The 21227-nt window shown below is 70.3% G+C and carries 16 protein-coding genes; 9 read left to right on the top strand and 7 right to left on the bottom strand.

Annotated elements, in window-relative coordinates; genetic code table 11:
• Position 1: 1 nt before the first annotated feature.
• The 4 genes from BMY19_RS05950 to BMY19_RS05965 all read right to left on the bottom strand — a co-directional run bounded on the left by BMY19_RS05950 (position 2) and on the right by BMY19_RS05965 (position 6643).
• Entirely contained in the window at positions 2-2989 is a 2988-nt protein-coding gene (locus BMY19_RS05950; protein ID WP_100251165.1) for an FAD-binding and (Fe-S)-binding domain-containing protein, read from the bottom strand.
• A 208-nt stretch (positions 2990-3197) separates the two neighbouring features.
• On the bottom strand, positions 3198-5003 hold the full coding sequence (locus BMY19_RS05955) for an IlvD/Edd family dehydratase (protein ID WP_100251166.1): 1806 nt from the start codon (positions 5001-5003) through the stop codon (positions 3198-3200).
• Positions 5004-5159: 156 nt separating this feature from the next.
• The gene (locus BMY19_RS05960) at positions 5160-5927 is read right to left on the bottom strand and encodes an SDR family oxidoreductase (RefSeq protein ID WP_091926591.1); all 768 of its coding nucleotides are present in this window, start codon (positions 5925-5927) and stop codon (positions 5160-5162) included.
• Positions 5928-5929: 2 nt separating this feature from the next.
• Complete coding sequence (locus tag BMY19_RS05965; RefSeq protein WP_100251167.1) at positions 5930-6643, bottom strand: GntR family transcriptional regulator; 714 nt, start codon at positions 6641-6643, stop codon at positions 5930-5932.
• 119 nt (positions 6644-6762) lie between these two features.
• Between BMY19_RS05965 and BMY19_RS05970 the strand changes: the two genes are divergently transcribed.
• From BMY19_RS05970 to BMY19_RS05990, 5 genes are read left to right on the top strand one after another with little or no spacing between them, the layout of a single operon-like run.
• A complete protein-coding gene (locus tag BMY19_RS05970; RefSeq protein WP_100251168.1) occupies positions 6763-8022 on the top strand; it encodes an ABC transporter substrate-binding protein in 1260 nt (419 codons plus the stop codon).
• Between the two features lie 7 nt (positions 8023-8029).
• Complete coding sequence (locus BMY19_RS05975) at positions 8030-8905, top strand: branched-chain amino acid ABC transporter permease (RefSeq protein WP_056528459.1); 876 nt, start codon at positions 8030-8032, stop codon at positions 8903-8905.
• Positions 8906-8919: 14 nt separating this feature from the next.
• Positions 8920-11478, top strand: coding sequence for a branched-chain amino acid ABC transporter ATP-binding protein/permease (locus tag BMY19_RS05980; RefSeq protein ID WP_100251169.1), 2559 nt, complete (start codon positions 8920-8922; stop codon positions 11476-11478).
• Positions 11475-12398, top strand: coding sequence for a 3-hydroxyacyl-CoA dehydrogenase (locus tag BMY19_RS05985; protein WP_100251170.1), 924 nt, complete (start codon positions 11475-11477; stop codon positions 12396-12398). Before BMY19_RS05980 ends, BMY19_RS05985 begins: the two co-directional genes overlap by 4 nt.
• Before the next feature lie 2 nt (positions 12399-12400).
• Positions 12401-13330, top strand: a complete 930-nt coding sequence (locus BMY19_RS05990; protein ID WP_100251171.1) for a 3,5-dioxohexanoate:acetyl-CoA acetone transferase — start codon at positions 12401-12403, stop codon at positions 13328-13330.
• A gap of 176 nt (positions 13331-13506) precedes the next feature.
• Here the strand turns inward: BMY19_RS05990 and BMY19_RS05995 are convergent, their stop codons facing one another.
• Genes BMY19_RS05995 through BMY19_RS06005 form a run of 3 tightly spaced genes read right to left on the bottom strand, consistent with a single transcriptional unit; the run spans position 13507 to position 16397 of the window.
• Positions 13507-13788, bottom strand: coding sequence for a DUF167 domain-containing protein (locus tag BMY19_RS05995; protein ID WP_100251172.1), 282 nt, complete (start codon positions 13786-13788; stop codon positions 13507-13509).
• Positions 13789-13798: 10 nt separating this feature from the next.
• The gene (locus BMY19_RS06000; RefSeq protein WP_244534848.1) at positions 13799-15166 is read right to left on the bottom strand and encodes an FAD-binding oxidoreductase; all 1368 of its coding nucleotides are present in this window, start codon (positions 15164-15166) and stop codon (positions 13799-13801) included.
• A 37-nt stretch (positions 15167-15203) separates the two neighbouring features.
• Entirely contained in the window at positions 15204-16397 is a 1194-nt protein-coding gene (locus BMY19_RS06005; RefSeq protein ID WP_100251174.1) for a fumarylacetoacetate hydrolase family protein, read from the bottom strand.
• A 277-nt stretch (positions 16398-16674) separates the two neighbouring features.
• Here BMY19_RS06005 and ugpC point away from each other — a divergent pair, with 277 nt between their 5' ends.
• From ugpC to BMY19_RS06025, 4 genes are all read left to right on the top strand, one after another.
• The gene (ugpC, locus tag BMY19_RS06010) at positions 16675-17736 is read left to right on the top strand and encodes an ABC transporter ATP-binding protein (protein ID WP_091677069.1); all 1062 of its coding nucleotides are present in this window, start codon (positions 16675-16677) and stop codon (positions 17734-17736) included.
• Between the two features lie 73 nt (positions 17737-17809).
• Positions 17810-19120, top strand: a complete 1311-nt coding sequence (locus tag BMY19_RS06015) for an ABC transporter substrate-binding protein (protein ID WP_020091915.1) — start codon at positions 17810-17812, stop codon at positions 19118-19120.
• Positions 19121-19143: 23 nt separating this feature from the next.
• Entirely contained in the window at positions 19144-20100 is a 957-nt protein-coding gene (locus BMY19_RS06020) for a carbohydrate ABC transporter permease (RefSeq protein WP_020091916.1), read from the top strand.
• 89 nt (positions 20101-20189) lie between these two features.
• Positions 20190-21035 carry a carbohydrate ABC transporter permease gene (locus BMY19_RS06025; protein WP_234082978.1) on the top strand — a complete coding sequence of 282 codons (846 nt, stop codon included), beginning with the start codon at positions 20190-20192 and terminating at the stop codon, positions 21033-21035.
• The last annotated feature ends 192 nt before the right edge of the window (positions 21036-21227 follow it).

Here is a 21227-nt window from a genome sequence, read left to right on the forward strand (position 1 = left end):
GTCAGTGCGACCTGTGGTCTATGTGTAGGTGCCCGGCAATGGAGTGTCGAGGCACGAGGGCCCGATCCAGCACGCGGGCCACATGTTCCGCCTGGAGACCCAGCCCGTCGTGGATCTGGTGACGGCAGCTCGTCCCGTCGGCCACCACGAGGTCGTCGGGCCCTGCGGCGCGCAGCGCCGGGAACAGCGACAGCTCCGCCATGGCGAAGGACGTCTCGATCGATTCCGGCCGGTAGCCGAAGGCGCCCGCCATCCCGCAGCAGCTCGACTCGATGACCCGCAGGTCGAGCCCCGGCACCGCCCGGAGCACCGTCTCGACCGAGCCCATGACGCCGAAGGATTTCTGATGGCAGTGGCCGTGCAGGTGCGCGACCCGGCCGCCCTGATCGGCCAAGGGCAGCGCGATGCGTCCGGCCGTCAGGTCGGCGGCCAGCAACTCCTCGAACAGGAACGACTGCTTGGCCAGCAGCGCAGCCTCTTCGCCGGGCAGGAGCGCCGCGAACTCGTCCCGGAAGGTGAGCAGGCAGGACGGCTCCAGGCCGACGACCCGTGCCCCCGCGCGCAGGAACGGCAGCAGCGCGTCGAGGGTGCGGCGCGCCTCCTGGCGCGCCCGGTCGGTCTGGCCGGCGGAGAGCCAGGTCCGGCCGCAGCAGAGGGGGCGCCGGCCGCGGGACGGGTAGACCCGGTGCAGCCGGTAGCCGGCCGCCTGTAGCACCCGCTCGGCCGCCTCGAGATTCTCCCGCTCGAAGGCCCGGTTGAAGGTGTCGCCGAACAGGATCACGTCGCGGAAATCGCCCGCGACGTCCTGCGCGTGGGCGGGCTCGCCCTGCTCGCTCCAGGGCCGGCGCCAGCGCGGCAGCGAGCGCTTGGCCGAGAGGCCGGCGACGCGCTCCGAGAGAGCGGCGAGGGCCGGGTACCGGTCCCGCAGGTTGAGGAGCGGCGCCAGCCGCGCGGCGGCCCCGGCGTAGAGCGGCATCGTCGCGATCAGGCGCTCCCTCAGCGGCAGCCCGTGGCGGGCGTGGTAATGGTGCAGGAACTCGATCTTCATTTTGGCCATGTCGACGCCGGTCGGGCACTCGCGGCGGCAGGCCTTGCAGGAGACGCAGAGATCGAGGGTGCGCTTCATCTCCGGGCTGGTGAAGGCGTCCTTGCCGAGCTGGCCCGAGATCGCGAGCCGCAGGGAATTGGCCCGGCCCCGGGTCAGGTGCTGCTCCTCCCGGGTTGCCCGGAAGGAGGGGCACATGGCGCCGCCGACGAGCTTCCGGCAGGTGCCGTTGTTGTTGCACATCTCGACGGCGGAGCCGAAGCCGCCCCAGTCCGACCAGTCGAGGGCGGTCTTCATCGGCGCCGACACGGCGTAGTCCGGCTTGAAGCGGAACAGGCTGCGATCGTCGAACTTCGGCGCCCGCACGATCTTGCCGGGGTTGAGCCGGTTGTCCGGGTCGAAGGCGTCCTTCACGGTCTCGAAGGCGCGGGTGAGCGTCGCGCCGAACAGCGGCTCGACGAATTCCGAGCGCGAGAGGCCGTCGCCGTGCTCGCCGGAATACGAGCCCTTGTAGCGGCGCACCAGCTCGGCGGTCTCCTCCGCGATCGCCCGCATCCGCCGGACGTCACCGGCCTCCTTCATGTCGAGGATCGGGCGGACATGCAGGCAGCCGACAGACGCGTGGGCGTACCACGTGCCGCGGGTGCCGTGCTTGGTGAAGACCTCCGTCACCGCGTCGGTGTAGTCGGCGAGGTGCTCCAGCGGGACGGCGCAATCCTCGATGAACGAGACCGGCTTCGCGTCGCCCTTCATCGACATCATGATGTTGAGGCAGGCCTCGCGCACCTCCCAGACGGATTTCTGGCGCGCGGGCTCGACGACCTCCACGACGGCGTCCGGGAAGCCGTGATCGGCCATGCAGGCGTCGAGGCGCTTCAGGTCGCGCCGGAGCGACGCGAGGTCGTCGCCGGCGAACTCCGTCAGCAGAAGGCAGTTCGGCTTGCCCTTGGTGATGTCGGCGAGCGTCGTGCGGAACAGCGGGATATCGGCGCCGAGCACGAGGACGTTGTTGTCGACCAGCTCGACCGCCACCGGGTCCAGGCCGACGATGTGCCGCGTCGTCTCCATGGCCGCCCGGAAGGACGGGAAGTGGCACACGCCCATCACGCGGTGTGTCGGTAGGCGCGAGAGCTTCAGCGTCACCGCGGTGGTCGCGGCCAGCGTGCCCTCGGACCCGACGAGCAGGTGCGCAAGGTTCGGCTGGGCCTCGATCAGCGAATCGAGGTTGTAGCCGCCCACGCGGCGCTGAACCTTCGGGTAGTGCGCCTCGATCTCGGCGCGGTGGTCCTCGGCGAGGCCGCGCATCCGCGCGGCGAGCGCCGCGGCCCGATCCGACCCGTTCACGCCCGGATGCGTGTTTCCGGTCAGGCCGAAGCCGAAGGCCTCGCCGTCGTGGAGCAGCGCCTCGATCGCGAGGACGTTGTCGCTCATCTTCCCGTAGCGCAGGGAGCGGGCCCCGCAGGAATTGTTGCCCGCCATGCCGCCGATGGTGCAGCGGGTGGCCGTCGAGGGCTCGACCGGGAAGAACCAGCCGTCGGCCTTCACCCGGGTGTTCAGGCGCTCCAGCACCATGCCGGGCTCGACGGTGATCGTGCCGGCCTCCGCGTCGAAGGCCAGGACGCCGTTGAAGTACCGCGAGCAGTCGACGACGAGGCCGGACCCGATCGGCTGGCCGTTCTGCGAGGTGCCGCCGCCACGCAGGATTACCGGGGCGCCGTGCTCGGCGGCGATGCGCAAGGTCGCGGCGATGTCGGCGGCGGAGCGCGGCAGCACCACGCCGGCGGGCATGATCTGGTAGATCGACGCATCGGTGCTGTAGCGTCCGCGCGTGAAGGCGTCGAAGCGCGCCTCACCCTGGAGCTGCTCCGCCAGCCGGCGCGGCAAACCGGCCTCGAGGCGCGCCGCTGCACGCGGCGCCGGGGCATCCGCCCTCGCTTCCGTCACGATCGATCCCTCCCGAGATGGGACGCGCCCACCCGCGGGGAAATGTATTCAAAATTCACTGCGGCGCAAATCGGCCGCGGTGTCACGCTGGTAACGGGCTGCCGGGGCCCGGTTCCGCGGTCGGCCTCGCGGGCTGCCGCGAACCTCGCCCGGCGCGCGGGCCGTCGCAGCCCCGCGTCCGCCCGTCGGGCGGGTTCTGGTAACGGCCTCAGTGGTTGTCCCGCGGCACCCCGGAGGCCTGCGCGACCTTCTGGAACTTCACCGCGCCCTTCAGCACCATGCCTTGATCGAGCTGGTCGACCTGATCGCGGTAGATCTCCTGCCAGGGCGTCTGCGTCGCCGGGTAGGGGTATCCGCCGCGCGCCGCCAGATCCGCGCGCCGGCGCGCGATCTCCTCGGCCGGGAGCAGGATGTCGGCGCTCCGGCGGTTGAGGTCGATCCGGATACGGTCGCCGCTTTGCAACAGGGCCAGCCCGCCGCCCGCGGCCGCCTCGGGAGACGCGTTCAGGATGGCGGGCGTGCCGGAGGTGCCGGATTGCCGGCCGTCGCCGATGCAGGGCAGCGAGGTGACGCCGCGCCGGATCAGGGCGCCGGGCGGCTGCATATTCACCACCTCGGCGGCGCCGGGATAGCCGATCGGACCGGCCCCGCGCATGATCAGGATCGTGTTCTCGTCGACGTCGAGCGCCGGGTCGTCGATCCGCGTGTGGTAGTCCTCGGGCCCGTCGAACACGATCACCCGCCCCTCGAAGGCCATCGGATCGTTCGGATTGCGCAGGTAGCGGGCGGCGAATTCCTCCGAGATCACGCAGGTCTTCATGATCGCGGAATCGAACAGGCTCCCCTTGAGATTGAGGAAGCCGGCGCGCTCCATCAGCGGCTCGCCGTAGGCGCGGATCACGTCGCGGTTCCAGCTGTGCCGCCCGCGGTAGTTCTCGCCGACGGTCCGGCCGTTGCAGGTCAGGGCACCCTCGTGGACCTTCCCGGCCTCGATCAGCTCGGCGAAGACCGCCGGCAGGCCGCCCGCGCGGAAATACTCCTCGCCGAGCCAGCGGCCGGCGGGTTGCATGTCCACGAGCAGCGGGATCTCGAACCCGACCCGTTCCCAGTCGTCGCAGCTCAGCGGCACGCCGATATGCTTGGCGATGGCGTTGATGTGGATCGGCGCGTTGGTCGAACCGCCGATCGCGGCGTTGGCCACGATCGCGTTCTCGAAGGCCTCGCGGGTCAGGATGTCAGAGGGCTTGAGGTCTTCCCAGACCATCTCGACGATCCGCTGGCCGGTGGCGTAGGCCGCCTGGCCGCGCTCGCGGTAGGGCGCCGGGATCGCCGCCGAGCCGGGCAGCGCGAGGCCGAGCGCCTCGGCGAGGGCGTTCATTGTCGAGGCCGTGCCCATCGTGTTGCAGTGGCCCGTGGACGGTGCCGACGACCCGACGATGTCCATGAACTGCTGGAAGTCGATATCGCCGGCGGCATGCCGCTCGCGCGTCTTCCAGACGATCGTGCCGGACCCGGTCAGCTCCTTCTGGAAGTAACCGTTGAGCATCGGTCCGACGTTCAGCGAGATCGCCGGGATGTTGACGGTGGCCGCCGCCATCAGACAGGCCGGCATGGTCTTGTCGCAGCCGGTCAGCAGCACGACGCCGTCGAGCGGGTAGCCGTACAGCACCTCGACCAGCGACAGGTAGGCGAGGTTCCGGTCGAGCGACGCGGTCGGCCGCTTCCCGGTCTCCTGGATCGGGTGGCAGGGAAACTCGAAGGCGACGCCGCCGGCCGCCGTGATGCCGTCCCGCACCCGCTTGGCGAGCTCGACGTGATGGCGGTTGCAGGGCGACAGGTCGGAACCCGTCTGGGCGATGCCGATCAGGGGCTTGCCCGACCGCAGCTCCTCCGGCGTCAGCCCGTAATTGAGGTAGCGCTCCAGGTAGAGGGCGGTCATGCCCGGGTTGTGCGGGTTGTCGAACCAGGCCTTCGAGCGCAGGTCGGGGGGCGTGATCCGGCGTTTGTCGCTCATGGTCGCTTCCTCGCATCCTGGGGCCGGCGCTGGCGGTCCGGCTCGTGTCTTCCGCTACCGCGGCGGGCGTCGCGGCCGCGGTCGCGGCGCCCTGAGCTCGATCTTGCAATACTCTGAGGATTGATCCGCCGCAGCATCTCCGGCGCTGGATTAATTTCAGGACAGCATCCGGGTGTCACCATCGATGGAAATGGCCTGCCCCGAGATCGTCCGGCCACGCGGCGAGCAGAGCAGCAGGATCTGGTCGGCGAGCTGCCGCGCCGTGACGTACTCCTTCACCGACACGAACGAGAACGCCCGCGCCTCCATGTCGGCGAAGCTCGTGCCCTGCTGCTGGGCCTTCGATTCGAGCACCCGGCGCTGGCGATCCCCGGCGACGAGACCCGGGAGGATCGCGTTCACCCGGATCCCCGCGCCGCCGAGCTCGATCGCCAGGGACTTGGTGAAGCCGATCACCCCCCACTTGGCGGCCGCGTAGGGGCTGCGCAGGGCGAAGCCGAACTTGCCCGCGGCCGAGGAGAGATTGACGATCGAGGCGTTGGCGCTCTGGCGCAGGTGCGGCACCGCCAGGCGCGCGCAGTTGAACTGGCTGGTCAAGCAGACCGTGAGGCAGCGATCCCACTCCTCGGGCGCGATCTCCTCGACCCGACCGGTCGGGCCGGCGATCCCGGCATTGTTGACGAGCACGTCGAGGCCGCCGAGGAACTCGACCGCCTGGTCCATCATCGCGGCGACGGCGTCGCGGTCGGCGACGTCGGTCCGGCTGCGCCCGACGGTGTCCGGCAGCGCGGCCAAGGCCTCGGCGTCGATATCGCAGGCGAAGACGCGCGCGCCTTCGTCCAGGAAGGCGTCGACGATCTCGCGACCGATTCCGGCAGCGCCCGCCGTCACCAGGACGCGCAGGCCGGCAATCCCCAGATCCATGATCAATCCTCTCCCTGAACGTCCCGCAATCCGCCGCGGGTCAAGATGAACTCCGCGGCTTCCCGGATGTCGGCGGCGATCGCGGCCGCGGCCGCCGCGCCGTCCCGGATCTCGATGGCCGCCACGGCCTCGGCGTGCCGGCGCAGAGCGAAGCCCTGGAGGAGGCGCTCCGGGTGGGCGCGCAGATCCAGGTTGATCACCGGGCCGGCCTTCAGCCAGAGCCGCGCGATGATCTCCTGCAGGGGTGCCAGCCCGCAGGCGCCGTAGATGGCGAAATGCAAGTCGCGGTTGAGCTGGACGGCGCGCGCCCTGTCGGGCTCCGCCGCCTCGGCCTCGGCCCGGAAGGCCGTCACGGCGCTCCGGATCGCCGCGAGCTCGGCCCCCGTCCGCCGCTCGGCCGCCCGCGCCACCGCGATCCCCTCGACCGCGATGCGGGTCTCGACCAGGGCCCGGAACGCGGCCGCGCCCATGACCGGCACCCGGATCACCCGATTCGGCGCCACTTCCAGCACGCCGTCCGCCGCGAGCCGGCTCACCGCCTCGCGCACCGGCATGACCGAGACGCCGAGGGCCGCCGCACTCTGCCGGAGGGACAGCCGGTCGCCCGGCGCCAGCCGCCCCGAGGCGAGCAGATCCGACAGGGCCTCGTAGACGGTGTCGGACAGGGTCCGCCGCTCGAGCTGGGGCAGGTCGGCCAGCGCCAAAGTGGAATTCATATGCCGACACTAGACGGATCCGGCACTATCACGCTAGTGATCTGTGATCACAGTTCGGGTGAGGGCCGTCAGAGCCCGCCACAACAACCCGGCTGGAGGACACGCACGGGAGCGGAACGATGACGGACCGGTACGGGAATTCCCTTTCTCGCCGCAGCCTCCTGCGCGCCGGCGGCGCGGCGCTCCTCGCGCCGGCCCTCGCGAGCCCGGCGCTCTCCCAGGGACAGTCCGAGGTGATCCGGATCGGTCACCTCACGCCGCGGACCGGCTTCCTCGGGCCGCTCGGCGAGTTCGCCGTGCAGGCGGCTCAACTCGCGGTGGAGGAGATCAACGCGGCCGGCGGCATCGCGGGCCGGAAGGTCGAGCTCGTGTCGGAGGACAGCGTCAACCCGCAGACCGCCTCGGCCAAGGCCGAGCGCATGGTCCAGCGTGACCGCGTCGCCTGCCTCGTCGGCGAGATCAACTCCGCTTCGGCGCTGGCGATCAGCCAGGTCGCCCAGCGCGAGAAGATCCTGTTCATCAACACCGGCGCCAACTCGGACGCGCTGCGCGGCTCCGACTGCAAGCGGTTCATGTTCCACGTCGAATCGCAGAACACCATGATGGTGCGGGCCTGCGGCCGAGCACTGCTCGACCGGGGCCTGATCAAGGGGCGCAAGGTCTACGCGCTCACCGCCGACTACGCCTTCGGCCACGATCTTCTGAAGCAGGCGAAGAAGTACTTCGCGGCCAATGACGCCACCCTCGTCGGCGAGGATCTGATCCCGACCGAGCTCACCGACTTCTCACCGTTCCTGCTCAAGCTCCGTCAGGCCAAGCCGGACCTCGTGATCTGCAACCTCGCGGGCGCGCAGATCACCAACTTCCTGAAACAGTACAGCGAGTTCGGCCTGCCGTTCCCGGTCGCCGGCTTCGGCTTCGACACGGCGCTGGCCTGGGGCGCCGGGCCGGGGAACTTCCTCGGCACCTGGCCGGTGATCTGGCACCACCAGATCGACTCGCCCTCGGCGAAGAAGTTCGTCGCCGCCTTCAAGGCCAAGTACAAGAAGCCGCCGGAGAACCAGGGCTGGGGCGACTACACGGCGATGAAGATCGTCGCGCAGTCCATGAACGAGCTCAAATCGACCGAGTCGATCAAGGTCGTGGAGCACCTGGAATCGGGCGCGAAGTTCGACATCGCCAAGGTCCGCGAGGGCTATTTCCGCCCCTGGGACCACGAGCTGATGCAGGAGATGTTCGCGATCACCGCCCTGCCGGCCGATCAGGTCAAGAACCCCTACGACATCTTCACCTCGACCGGGCCGCTGCCCGGTCCCGGCGAGAGCCTGGAAGTGCTCGCCACCACCCGCGACGAGAACGCCTGCACCTTCCCGGCGTGAGGCGTCCATGCAGCTCGTCTTCATCCTGGAGCAGGTGCTCAACGGCCTGCTGATCGGCGTGCAGTACCTGCTGATCGCGCTGGGTTTGTCGCTGATCTTCAGCCTCGGCGGGATCGTGAACCTCGCCCACGGCGCCTTCTACGCGATCGGCGCCTACATGACCGTGCTGCTGACGCCGACCATCGGCTTCGGCGGCGCCCTCATCGCCTCGCCGCTCGCGGTGGCGGTGCTCGGCCTCCTGATCGAGCGGTTCCTGCTCCGGCGCTTTTACCGCGGCGACCCGACGCTCGGCCTGCTCCTCACCTTCGGGCTCGCGATGGTGGCGGAGCAGGCGCTGCGCATGGCCTTCGGGGCGGCGCCGGTGCCCTTCGGGATCCCGCTGTGGCTGCGCGGGCAGGTCTTCATCGGCGACCTGATCTACTCACGCTACCGGCTCTCGATCCTCGTCGTGGCCCTCGCCTGCGTCGCCGGCCTGTGGCTGCTCCTGACACGGACGAGCTTCGGACGCGTGGTCCGGGCCGGCGTGCAGAATCCCGACATGGTCGCGGCGCTCGGCATCTCGCTCCGGCCCTACATGACCGCCGTGGTGACGATCGCGGTCGGGCTCGCGGCGCTCGCCGGGACCATGATGGCGCCGGTCACGGGCGTGCAGCCCGCCATGGGCGCCGAGATCCTGACCTTCGCCTTCGTGGTCGTGGTGATCGGCGGTCTGGGCTCCTTCTGGGGCGTGGTGCTCGCCGCGCTGATCGTCGGCGTGGTCCGGGGCCTCACCGCCTACGCCTACCCGCCGGCCACCGAGGCCGCCGTCTACGCCCTCATGGTGCTCGTCCTGCTGCTGCGCCCGCGCGGCCTGTTCGGCGAGCACATCGCCCGGTTCGAGTGAGCGGAGAGCGTCCCATGTCCGGAACCGCCGAGCCGCTGCCGCTCGCCCTGCCGCAGCGCGGCCTGATCCTGCGCGAGAGCCGCCAGCTCTGGGCGGCGCTCGCCGCCCTGATCGTCCTGCCCTTCGCCCTCGACGCGATCGGCCTGACGCTGATCACTGCCACCGACGTGGTGATCTTCGCCCTGGCGGTGCTCGGCCTCAACATCCTGGTCGGCTGGACCGGGCTCACCTCGTTCGGCCACGGGGCGTGGTTCGGGATCGGCGCCTACGCGGTGGCGATCCTCCAGACGCGCCTCTTCCCCGCCGACATGGCCCTGCCGCTCCTCGGCGCCCTGGCGATCACCGGGCTCGCGGCCCTCGCCGCCGGCGGCCTGATCCTCCGGCGGCGGGGCGTCTACTTCTCGCTCCTGACCCTCGCCTTCACGGCGATGCTCTACGCCATCGCGTTCCGCTGGACCGACCTCACCGGTGGCGAGAACGGCATCGGAAACCTGCACCGGTGGGCGGCGCTGCAGGAGCCCGGCGCCTACTACGCCGCGGTGTCCGGAATCGCCTTCGCGGTCCTGATCGCCCTGTGGCGCTTCCGGCGCTCGCCCATGGGCACCGTCCTGGTGGCGATCCGCGAGAACGAGCAGCGCGCGGGATTCCTCGGCTACGCCACCAACCGCTACAAGCTCGCGGCCTTCGTGATCTCGGCGACGATCACCGGGCTGGCGGGCGCGCTCGCGGCCTACAGTCACCGCTTCACCTCGGCCGACCCGATCTCCATCGCCTTCTCGGGCGAGCTGCTCGCCATGGTGGTGATCGGCGGGATGCGCTCGTTCCTCGGGCCGGCGCTCGGCGCGCTGTTCTACATCCTCTTCCGCGAGTTCCTGTCGATCTACACCGCCGATTGGCTGCTGTATTTCGGCCTGTTGTTCGTCGCCTTCATCGTGTTCTCGCCGGACGGGCTCGTCGGCATCGCGGCGCGGCTGCTCAAGCCGTTCCGGCGCGTCCCGACCGAGGGCGCGGCCATGTCGGCCCGCCGCGCCGGCGCCTCGGGCCGCGTCCCGGCCCGCTTCATCGCGGAGGGGCGCGGCGACGGCCCGGTGCTGGTCGCCGACGAGATCCGGAAGAGCTTCGGGCCCGTGAAGGCGGTGCGCGGCGTGTCCTTCGCGGTGGCTGACCGGACGCTCCACGCCCTGATCGGACCGAACGGCGCCGGCAAGACCACCGCCTTCAACCTGCTGTCCGGGATGTTCCGCCCGAGCGGCGGCAGCATCCGCCTCGACGGAAGCGAGATCGCCGGCTTGGAGCCGCACGCCATCACCCGGGCCGGGATCGGCCGGTCGTTCCAGATCACCAACCTGTTCCCGGGCCTCTCCGTGGAGGAGAACGTTCGCCTCGCGGTGCAGGCCCGGCACACCGCGCATTTCAGCCCCTGGCGGGACGCGCTGGCCGTCCGGGAGATTGCCGACGACACCGCCGAGCTGCTGCGCTGGACCGGCCTGTCCGGCATCGAGCGGGCCGAGGCCGGCAGCCTGTCCTACGGCGGCCAGCGGCTCCTCGACATGGGGCTGGCGCTGGCCACTCGGCCGCGCGTGCTGCTGCTCGACGAGCCCCTCGCCGGGCTGGCGGCCGCCGAGCGCGAGCGGGTCGGCGACCTGATCAAGGCGCTCTCGGCCGACATCCCGGTGCTCCTCGTCGAGCACGACATCGACCGCGTCTTCCGCCTCGCCGACCGCGTCACCGTGATGGCCGACGGCGCCGTGCTGGTCGACGGCTCGGTCGCGGACGCCCGGGACGACGAGCGGGTGCAGGCGGTCTATCTCGGCTCGGGCACGGCGGCGATCGCCGCGAAGCCGCGCGCCAGCGCCGCCGAGGCCGAGACGCTGCTCGCCATGGAGGGCGTCGACACCTTCTACGGCAAGTCGCACATCCTGAACGGGGTGAACCTGGCGGTGCGCCGGGGCGAGGTCGTGGCGCTCCTCGGACGCAACGGGGCCGGCAAGTCGACTCTGCTCAAGACCCTGATCGGCACCGCGCCGCCGGCCACCGGCCGGATCGTGCTCGCCGGCAAGGACATCGCCGGCCTGTCGCCCGACCGGATCGCCCGGCTCGGGATCGGCTACGTCCCGCAGGGGCGGGCGCTGTTCGCCGGCATGACCGTCGCGGAGAATCTGGGCCTCGGCCGCCTGCGGCGGCTCACCGGCGCCGGCATCCACTGGGACGAGGAGAAGGTCCTCGAGTTCTTCCCGCGCCTGAAGGAGCGCTGGACCGTCGACGCGGCCCGCCTGTCCGGCGGCGAGCAGCAGATGGTGGCGGTGGCCCGCGCCCTCTCGGGCGACACGCGGCTCCTCCTCCTCGACGAGCCCTTCGAGGGCCTGTCGCCGGCCGTGACGGAGGAGCTGTTCGAGGCCTTCGACCGGCTGCGCCGGGAGATCGCGATCATCCTGGTGGACCACCACCTCGACCTCGCCCTGGCGCTGTCCGACCGCACCGTCGCCCTGGAGCGCGGCAGCGTGCAGTGGACGGGCGAGTCGCGTCTCCTGCGCGAGGATCAGGAGTTGAGGCGGAAGGTGCTGTGGCTATGACCGAGAGCGTCGCGATCGTCGGAGCCGGCCTGATCGGCCGGGCCTGGGCGATGATCTTCGCCCGTGCCGGCTGGGATGTGCGCCTGTTCGATCCCGCAGCGGGCGTCGCCGAGGCCGCGATCCCGCTCTGCGCCGAGGGGCTGCGGACGCTGGCGGCGAACGACCTCTGCGCGGATCCCGAGGGTGCTGCGGCGCGCATCCGCGCGGCCGGCACCCTCGCGGCCGCCCTCGACGGGGTCGCCTTCGTGCAGGAGAACGGACCGGAGCGGCTGGAGGTGAAGCGAAGCCTGTTCGCGGACCTCGACGCCGCGACGCCGCGGGAGGCCGTCATCGCCTCGTCCTCCTCGGCGATCCGCTGCTCCCTGTTCACCGAGGATCTGCCCGGTCGGGCCCGGTGCCTGGTCGGCCATCCGGTGAATCCGCCGCACCTGATCCCGCTGGTGGAGATCTCCGGCGCGCCGTGGACGGCGCCCGAGGCGCTGGTGCGGGCCCGTCAGGTCTACGAGCAGATCGGGCAGGTCCCGATCACCGTGCTGAAGGAGATCGAGGGCTTCATCCTCAACCGGCTCCAGGGCGCCCTGTTGGCGGAGGCGTTCCGCCTCGCCTCGGAGGGCTACGTGACCCCGCAGGACCTCGACAAGACCGTGGCGGACGGCCTCGGCCTGCGCTGGAGCTTCATGGGCCCGTTCGAGACGATCGAGCTCAACGCGCCCGGCGGCATCTCCGATTACTGCGCGCGCTACACCGGTTTCTACAAGAGCCTCGCCGCCGACCCGGCGCGGCCCTCAGTCTACGAGGCGCCGGCCACCGAGGCGATCCTGGCCAAGTGGCAACCGCCGACCGATCTGCCCGCACGCATGAACCGCCGCGACGCGCGGCTGGCGGCGCTCCGCGCCCACAAGGCTTCACGGAAGGACTGAGCATGGCCTCACAGCGGAAAGTCATCATCACCTGCGCGGTGACGGGCGCGATCCACACGCCCAGCATGTCGCCGCACCTGCCCGTAACGCCCGAGGAGATCGCCGACGCCGCCATCGGCGCCGCCGAGGCCGGCGCCGCCATCGTGCACCTGCACGCCCGCAACCCGGAGAACGGCCAGCCCGACCAGACACCCGAGGCCTTCGCCAAGTTCCTGCCGGTGATCAAGCAGCGCTCGAACTGCGTGGTGAACATCACCACCGGCGGCGCGCCGACCATGTCGATCGAGGAGCGTGTGCGCCCGGCCGCGACCTTCCAGCCGGAGGTCGCCTCGCTGAACCTCGGCTCGATGAACTTCGGCCTGTTCGGCATGCTCGACCGCTTCAAGGACCTGAAGCACCAGTGGGAGCGGGACTATCTCGGCCACAAGGACATCATCTTCCGCAACACGTTCGGCCAGATCGAGCACATCCTGACGACCTGCGGCCCGAACGGGACGAAGTTCGAGTTCGAGTGCTACGACACCGCGCATCTCTACAACCTGAAATACTTCTTCGACCGCGGGCTGGTGCAGGCGCCGCTGTTCATCCAGACGGTCTTCGGCCTGCAGGGCGGGATCGGCGCGCATCCGGACGACGTTATGCACATGAAGCGCACCGCCGACCGTCTGTTCGGCGATCAGTACCGCTGGTCGGTGCTCGGCGCGGGCCGCAACCAGATGAACATCGCCGCCATGGCGGCCGCGATGGGCGGCAACGTCCGCGTCGGGCTCGAGGACAGCCTCTGGGACGGTCCGGGCAAGCTGGCCGAGACCAACGCCGCGCAGGTCCGGCGGGTGCGCGCGATCATCGAGGGGCTGGGCCTCGCGGTCGCCTCGCCCGACGAGGCGCGCGAGATGCTTGCGCTGAAGGGCGGCGACAAGGTCGCGTTCTGATCGATCAGTCGATGGACGATGCGTCGCGGAAGGTGGGACGCATCGTCCGAGAGCGGCTGACGTTCAGGCTCTTCCGTCCTTGCGAGCGTAGCGAAGCAATCCAGGCGCGCCTCAGGCCTCCGATCGCGCGCAACACTGGATTGCTTCGCTGCGCTCGCAAAGACGTAGGCGACCGCTCACGGCGAACCGAACACGCGATCCAGATCCGCCTGCGCGGCGCCGTCGATCTCCAGGATCTTCAGCCGGCTCTGCTCGCCAGTCACGATGCGGACCGAGCCGCGGCTGACCTTCAGCGCCTTGGCGATCAGCGCGACGAGCGCCTCATTGGCCGCGCCCTCAACCGGCGGGGCGGCGACGCGGACCTTCAGGTAGGGCTGCCCCTTCTCGTCCCGGGCCCAGCCCTCCGCGGCGTCGCGGCCCCCGCGCGGCGTGAGGCGCACCGCCAAGCGGATCGCCACGGCGGAGCCCTCAGAAGATCTTGCCCGGATTCAGCCGGTTGTCCGGATCGAGCGCTCGCTTCACGAGCCGCATGACGGCGATCTCCTCGGGCGAGCGCGACAGCTTCAGCTTGGCCCGCTTCTCGAGCCCGATCCCGTGCTCCGCCGAGACGGAGCCGTTCAGCTCCGCCAGCGGCTCGTAGATCGCCGCGTCGATCGCCGCGTTGCCGGCGGCGTCGAGGCGGGTGGTGTTCCAGTGGAGGTTGTTGTCGCCGATATGCCCGTAGACGACCGCCCGGCAGCCCGGGATCGCCGCGAGCCGGTCGAGCGCGCCGCGGACGTAGCCGTCCATCCGCGCGAGCGGCACGCTCACGTCGAAGGCCCGGTCGATCCCGTCGGCGTTCAGGTGCTCGACGCGGTCGCGGATCCGCCACATGCCGCGGCGCTGCTCCTCCGAGGCGGCGACCACGGCGTCGAGGATCGTGCCGTCTCCCATCAGCCCTTCCAGCAGACCGAGGAACCGGTCCGATTCCTCGGGGACGCACTCGACCTCGATGATCGCGTAGAACGGGTAGTCCGGACCGAGCGGCGGGGTCGCGCGCCCGGGTGCCGTCATCAGCCGGTAGAAGTCCGGCCATAGGCCCTCGAACGAGGAGACACGCCCCTGGAAGGCGCTCTGCGCCGCCCGCAGCACCCGCGCGCCGTCGTCGACTCCGGGGCACGCGATCAGCGCCGTCGCGTAGCCGGCGGGCTCCGGCCGCAGGCGGATGACCGCCCGCGTGACGATGCCCATCGTGCCCTCGGTGCCGAGGAAGAGCTGCTTGAGGTCGAGCCCGGTGTTGTTCTTGATGAGCGGCCGCATCGACGACACGATCGTGCCGTCGGCGAGCACCGCCTCCAGGCCGAGCACCATCTCGCGCATCATGCCGTAGCGCAGCACCCGCAGGCCGCCCGCGTTGGTGGAGATCGCGCCGCCGATCGTCGCCGAGCCGCGGGCCCCGAGATCGAGGGGGAAGAACAGGCCCGCCGCGGACGCCGCGTCCTGCACGCTCTCGAGCGTCGCGCCGGTGCCGACCACCACCGTCATGCCGAGCGGGTCCACCGGCTCGATGCCGGTCATGCGCTCGGTCGACAGGGTGATCTCGTCGGGCTGGCAGAGCGTGCCGTCGACGAGGCCGGTGGCGCCGCCCCGCGGGACCACCGCGACGCCCGCCGCGTGGCAGGCGGCCATGACGGCGCCGGTCTCCTCCGTGCTGCGCGGGCGGACCAGGGCCAGGGCGGCGCAGGGCTCAGTCGGGCGCGTCCAGTTGGCCGAGCGTCCCCGCAGCTCCGCACCGGTGACGAGACCGGACGGTCCGACGATCGCGGCGAGGCGGTCGAGGAAGGCGGTGTCGGTCATCGGCATCATCTCGGGGCTCGGTCCGGTCGCCGCTCTGTCACAGAATCCCGCGCGCCGCGAGGTTTCGCATGAGCGCACGGGCACCGAAGGTCCAGGGCTCGCAGGCGTCGCAGGGGCGCATGCGGTTGACGAGGCAGCCGAGCTCCGGGCTCGCCACCGCGACGCGGTCGCCGTCGGCGTGGGTGAAGCCGAGGCCCGGCCCGTGCCGGTCCTGGATCGGCGCGAACATGGTGCCGAGGAGGAGGAGGGCGCCGTCGGGGTAGTCGTGCGTCCGCCCCATCAGCGCCTCCGCCAGCTCCTCCGGGTCGCGGCTGATCTCGGAGAGCGGCGAGGTGCCCTCCAGCCGGAAGCCGTCCGTGCCGGTCACCTCGAGGGTCACGGTCGTGCGGCGGACGTCGTCGAGGCCGAACGTGTCGTCGAACAGGCGCAGGAACGGCCCCACGGCGCAGGAGGCGTTGTTGTCCTTGGCCTTCCCGAGGAGCAGCGCCGACCGGCCCTCGAAGTCGCGCAGGTTCACGTCGTTGGCGAGCGTCGCCCCGATGATCCGCTGGTCGGAGGCGACCGCGAGCGCCACCTCGGGCTCGGGGTTGTTCCAGTGCGAGTCCGGGTGCAGCCCCGCATCCGCGCCGCAGCCGACGGCCGAGAGCGGCTGCGCCTTGGTGAAGATCTCGGCGTCCGGGCCGATGCCGACTTCCAGATACTGGCTCCAGGCGCCCTGCGCGACCAGCACCTCCTTGAGGGCCATGGCCTCGGGCGAGCCGGGCTTCAGCCGGCGCAGGTCGTGCCCGACCAGGCGCTCGACCTCGGCGCGGATCGCCGCCGCGGCGGCGAGATCGCCGCGTGCGCGCTCCTCGATCACCCGCTCCAGCATCGAGGTGGCGAAGGTCACGCCCGCCGCCTTCAGGGCCTGGAGGTCGACCGGGGCCAGGAGCCAGGGCTTGGTGGCGTCGCGCGCGTCCGGCGGCGTGTTGGCCAGCACCGCGTCGAGGCTGCCGAGATCCTCGCCCTGGGCGCCGCGCAGGGCGGCGGCGGGGTCTCGGGCCTCGCACAGGTCGCTGACGGTGGGGAAGGCGGCGGTGACGTCGACGATTCGGGCCGCACCGTCCGCGTCGGCGCGGATCGCCACGACGCTCGGACCGGCCACGTCCGGCCGCCACACCCGGCCCACGAGGGCGCCCCGGCATCCGTCGGCGGGCAGGATCTCCCGCGCGGTCAGGTCCGATAACGACATGTGCTCATGTCCCCTGGATGTGTGACCCTGAGATGTCCGCGCGCGACGGGCCAGGTTCCGGGACCGCGGCCGGCGCGCGATCCCATAGCATTCCGCGCCGCCCGTCATCCCGCCGGAAGTTTCACCGGGCCGCGCTCGTCACGGGCGCCGGGGGGCTCGCCTGACAGATCCAAGAATATCTGCAGCTTTGCCAGGAGGCCGGCTTGCTTTCCCGCGAACCCTCATTTGTACTGCTGCCCTAGAGCCGCCGACAGAGCGGCCTTGATCGGGAGGAAGCATGGCCTCGGTGGGAATCCGCGAGGTTCGCAAGGCTTTCGGATCGACGAATGTCCTGCACGGCGTGTCGGTGGATATCCGGGACGGTGAATTCGTGATCCTGGTCGGCCCGTCGGGCTGCGGGAAATCAACGCTCCTGCGGATGATCGCCGGGCTCGAGAACATCTCCGGCGGCGAGATCCGCATCGGCGAGCGCGTGGTGAACGATGTGCCGCCCAAGGAGCGGGACATCGCCATGGTGTTCCAGAACTACGCCCTCTATCCGCATCTCACCGTCCGCGAGAACATGGCGTTCTCGATGCGGATCCGGAAGGCGCCGGCCTCCGAGATCGATCTCCGGGTCAACAAGGCCGCCCAGATCCTCGGGCTGGCTCCCCTGCTGGACCGCTACCCGCGCCAGCTCTCGGGCGGCCAGCGCCAGCGCGTCGCCATGGGCCGGGCGATCGTGCGCGACCCGCAGGTCTTCCTGTTCGACGAGCCGCTCTCCAACCTCGACGCCAAGCTCCGCGTGGCGATGCGCACCGAGATCAAGGAGCTGCACCAGCGCCTGAAGACGACGACGATCTACGTCACCCACGACCAGATCGAGGCCATGACCATGGCCGACCGGATCGTGGTGATGCACGACGGGGTCGTGGAGCAGATCGGGCCGCCCCTCGAACTCTACGACCGGCCCGACAACCTGTTCGTTGCCGGCTTCATCGGCTCGCCGGCCATGAACTTCATGCCCGGCAAGGTCCGGGCGAACGGGCGTCTGACCTTCACCACCGAGACCGGCCTGTCGATCCCGCTCGCCGACGCGCCCTCCGGGGTCGACGGCCGGCCGCTCATCCTGGGCGTCCGCCCCGAGCATTTCGACCTCGCGCCCGAGGGGATCGCCGCGGAGGTCGTCGTCGTGGAGCCGACCGGCTCAGAGACCATGCTGGCGGTGCGGGCCGGGGGCCAGGACATCACCTGCGTGCTGCGCGAGCGCGTGCGCGAGCGGCCGGGCGAGACGATCTCCCTGCGGCCGAACCGCGTGCACTTCTTTGACGCCGAGACCGGCCGTCGCCTGCCGAGCTGACCCGCGTCGGATCCGGCGCGGATTCGAGGCGCGCGGCGCCTCCAGGATCACGATCACCGAGGGAGAAGTAACGATGTCCGTTCTCGATCGCCGGTCCCTCCTCGCGGGCGCCGCAGCGACAGGCCTCGCCGCCGGTGGCGACCTCCTCGGCTTCGCCAAGGCCTGGGCGCAGAACGCGGAGTGGAAGCCCGAGCCGGGGGCGAGCCTGTCGCTCCTGCGCTGGAAGCGCTTCGTGCCGGCGGAGGACGAGGCCTTCATGAAGCTCGTCGACGCCTTCACCAAGGCGACGGGCGTCAAGGTCACGGTGACCAACGAGTCCTTCGACGACATCCAGCCCAAGGCGTCGGTCGCCGCCAATACGGGCCAAGGGCCCGACATGGTCTGGGGTCTGTTCTCGTTCCCGGCGCTCTTCCCCGACAAGTGCCTGCCGCTCGAGGACGTGGCAGAATCCCTCGGCAAGAAATACGGCCCCTGGTTCCCGTCGGCCGAGGCCTACGGCAAGGTCAAGGGCAAGTGGATCGCGATCCCCGTGGCGTTCAACGGCGGCTATCCGAACTACCGCATCTCGGCGATGAAGAAGGCCGGGTTCGACAAGTTCCCGACCGACACGGCGGGCTTCCTCGAACTCTGCCGCGGCCTGAAGAAGAACAACACGCCCGCCGGCTTCGCCCTCGGCCACGCCACCGGTGACGGCAACACGTGGTGCCACTGGGCGCTCTGGTCGCACGGCGGCAACCTCGTCGACGCCAACGAGAAGATCGTCATCAACTCGCCCGAGACCGCCAAGGCGCTCGAATACGTCAAGTCGCTGTACGAGACCTTCGTGCCCGGCACGGTGTCGTGGAACGACTCGTCGAACAACAAGGCGTTCCTGGCCGGCGACCTGTACCTGACCAACAACGGCATCTCGATCTACGCGGCGGCCAAGAAGGACAACCCGAAGCTCGCCGAGGACATGGACCACGCGGTCTGGCCGATCGGCCCGGTCGGCAAGCCCACCGAGTTCCAGCTCGCCTTCCCGATCCTGGCCTTCAAGTACTCGAAGGCGCCGAACGCCTGTAAGGCCTTCATCGCCTTCATGATGGAGGCGGCGAACTACAATCCCTGGCTGGAGGCGGCCCAGGGCTACCTCTGCGAGCCGCTGTCGAACTATCCGAAGAACCCGATCTGGACGAGCGACCCGAAGAACGCGGTCTTCGCCGAGGCGGGACGGCGCTCCCTGGCGGCGGGCGGCCTCGCGCCGGTGAGCGAGCGGATCGCCGCGGTGCTGGCCGACTTCGTGATCGTCGACATGTTCGCCAGTCACTGCACCGGCCGCGAGGACGTGAAGGGCGCCATCAAGAACGCCGAGCGCGCCGCCACCCGCATCTTCCGGAACACCTGACCGCACCCGCCGGAGGCGAGACCATGGCGCACACGGCCCTGACGCAGCCCGCCCCGGCCGCAATCCCGACCCGCTCGGCCTGGCAGCGCGTGCGCGCGAGCCGCGGCTGGGCGGGGTTCTGGTTCATGCTCCCGACGGCGCTGATCCTCGGCCTGTTCCTGGCCTACCCGCTCCTGAAGGGCATCTGGCTGTCCTTCACCAACGCGCGGATCGGCCGCGACGGGGTCTTCGTCGGCCTGGAGAACTACGAGTGGCTCTGGGACGACGACGTCTTCTGGCTCTCGGTGTTCAACACCTGCCTCTACACGGCGGTGGCATCCGTGGTGAAGTTCGGGGTCGGGCTCTACCTCGCGTTGCTGCTCAACAAGAACATGCCGTTCAAGTCTATCATCCGGTCGATCGTGCTGATCCCGTTCGTGGTGCCGACCGTGCTGTCGGCCATCGCCTTCTGGTGGATCTTCGACAGCCAGTTCTCGATCATCTCCTGGTCGCTGCGCCATCTCGGGGTGATCGACGGCAACATCGACTTCCTCGGCGATCCCGCCATGGCGCGAGCCTGCGTGATCTTCGCCAACATCTGGCGGGGCGTGCCGTTCATCGCCATCACGCTGCTCGCCGGTCTCCAGACGGTCTCGCCCTCGCTCTACGAGGCCGCGACGCTGGACGGCGCCTCCAACTGGCAGATCTTCTCGCGGATCACCCTGCCGCTCCTGACCCCGATCATCGCGGTCGTGATGACCTTCTCGGTGCTGTTCACCTTCACCGACTTCCAGCTGATCTGGGCCATGACGCGCGGCGGCCCGGTGAACGCCACCCACCTGATGGCGACCCTGTCGTACCAGCGCGGCATCCTCTCGGGGACGCTCGGCGAGGGCGCGGCCATCGCCACCGCCATGGTGCCGTTCCTGCTCGCGGCCATCGGCATCTCGTGGTTCGGCCTGCAGCGCAGGGCCTGGCAATCCGGGGGGAACGACCGATGAGCGCGCCCGCACCGCCCGCCCACGCCGATCCGCATCTCAACTCCGTATTGGAGGCGCGGCCCGCCGGGCTCACGGACAATTCGGAGGGCATGGCCTATCTCGAGCGCCTGCCCCGGCGGCTCGTGACGACCTACCTGCCGCTCCTCCTCATCCTCGCCGTGCTGCTGTTCCCGTTCTACTGGATGGCGCTGACGGCCATCAAACCGGACGAGCAGCTGATCGACATGGAGCGGTTCAACCCGTTCTGGGTCGTGGATCCGACGCTCAAGCACATCAACAAGCTCCTCTTCGAGACGCAGTATCCGCGCTGGCTCTGGAACACGATGTACGTGTCGGTGGCGGCGACCGTGCTGTCGCTGTTCGCGAGCGTGCTCGCCGCCTATGCCTGCGTCCGCGTGCGCTACCGGGGCGCCGGCTGGGTCGGGGCGGCGATCTTCCTCGCCTACCTCGTGCCGCCCTCGATCCTGTTCATCCCGCTCGCCACCATCATCCAGGCCTACGGCCTGTTCGACTCGCCGATCGCCCTGATCCTCGCCTACCCGACGATCCTGATCCCGTTCTCGACGTGGCTCCTGATGGGCTACTTCAAGACCATTCCCTACGAGCTGGAGGAATGCGCGCTGATGGACGGCGCCAGCCGGTGGCAGATCCTCACCAAGATCATCCTGCCGCTCGCCTTCCCGGGGCTGATCTCGGCGGGGATCTTCTCCCTGACCCTGTGCTGGAACGAGTTCATCTACGCGCTGACCTTCCTGTCCTCGACGCAGAACAAGACGGTGCCCATCGCCGTGGTGAGCGAGTTCGTGGACGGCGACGTCTACAAGTGGGGGTCGCTGATGGCCGGCGCGCTGCTCGGCTCGCTGCCGCTGGTGATCCTCTACTCGTTCTTCGTCGAGTACTACGTCTCCGCCCTCACCGGCGCCGTGAAGGAATAAGGGACGGGCAGGACCGTCGTCGTCGCGCGCGCAGCGAAGCGTGCCGGGGCGGCGGGACTTCGGTCGGCGTGGCGCGGGCCGGATCGCTGCGCTGCGCTCGCGAGGACGGAGACCGTTGCCAGCAGGGCTCGACGAGGCGGACAATGCGCGCGGATCCGCCGACGCAGAATCGCGGATTGGCCCCATCGAAGG

This window comes from Methylobacterium sp. UNC300MFChir4.1, assembly GCF_900110155.1.
Lineage (GTDB): Bacteria > Pseudomonadota > Alphaproteobacteria > Rhizobiales > Beijerinckiaceae > Methylobacterium.

Excerpts from the sequence above, each read along its gene's own strand:
- BMY19_RS05975 (WP_056528459.1), top strand. The coding sequence starts at position 8,030 with ATGCAGCTCGTCTTCATCCTGGAGCAGGTGCTCAACGGCCTGCTGATC.
- BMY19_RS05970 (WP_100251168.1), top strand. The coding sequence starts at position 6,763 with ATGACGGACCGGTACGGGAATTCCCTTTCTCGCCGCAGCCTCCTGCGC.
- BMY19_RS06005 (WP_100251174.1), bottom strand. The coding sequence starts at position 16,397 with ATGTCGTTATCGGACCTGACCGCGCGGGAGATCCTGCCCGCCGACGGA.
- BMY19_RS05985 (WP_100251170.1), top strand. The coding sequence starts at position 11,475 with ATGACCGAGAGCGTCGCGATCGTCGGAGCCGGCCTGATCGGCCGGGCC.
- BMY19_RS06015 (WP_020091915.1), top strand. The coding sequence starts at position 17,810 with ATGTCCGTTCTCGATCGCCGGTCCCTCCTCGCGGGCGCCGCAGCGACA.
- BMY19_RS05955 (WP_100251166.1), bottom strand. The coding sequence starts at position 5,003 with ATGAGCGACAAACGCCGGATCACGCCCCCCGACCTGCGCTCGAAGGCC.
- BMY19_RS05980 (WP_100251169.1), top strand. The coding sequence starts at position 8,920 with ATGTCCGGAACCGCCGAGCCGCTGCCGCTCGCCCTGCCGCAGCGCGGC.
- BMY19_RS06000 (WP_244534848.1), bottom strand. The coding sequence starts at position 15,166 with ATGACCGACACCGCCTTCCTCGACCGCCTCGCCGCGATCGTCGGACCG.
- BMY19_RS05960 (WP_091926591.1), bottom strand. The coding sequence starts at position 5,927 with ATGGATCTGGGGATTGCCGGCCTGCGCGTCCTGGTGACGGCGGGCGCT.
- BMY19_RS06020 (WP_020091916.1), top strand. The coding sequence starts at position 19,144 with ATGGCGCACACGGCCCTGACGCAGCCCGCCCCGGCCGCAATCCCGACC.
- BMY19_RS05965 (WP_100251167.1), bottom strand. The coding sequence starts at position 6,643 with ATGAATTCCACTTTGGCGCTGGCCGACCTGCCCCAGCTCGAGCGGCGG.
- ugpC (WP_091677069.1), top strand. The coding sequence starts at position 16,675 with ATGGCCTCGGTGGGAATCCGCGAGGTTCGCAAGGCTTTCGGATCGACG.
- BMY19_RS06025 (WP_234082978.1), top strand. The coding sequence starts at position 20,190 with ATGGCCTATCTCGAGCGCCTGCCCCGGCGGCTCGTGACGACCTACCTG.
- BMY19_RS05990 (WP_100251171.1), top strand. The coding sequence starts at position 12,401 with ATGGCCTCACAGCGGAAAGTCATCATCACCTGCGCGGTGACGGGCGCG.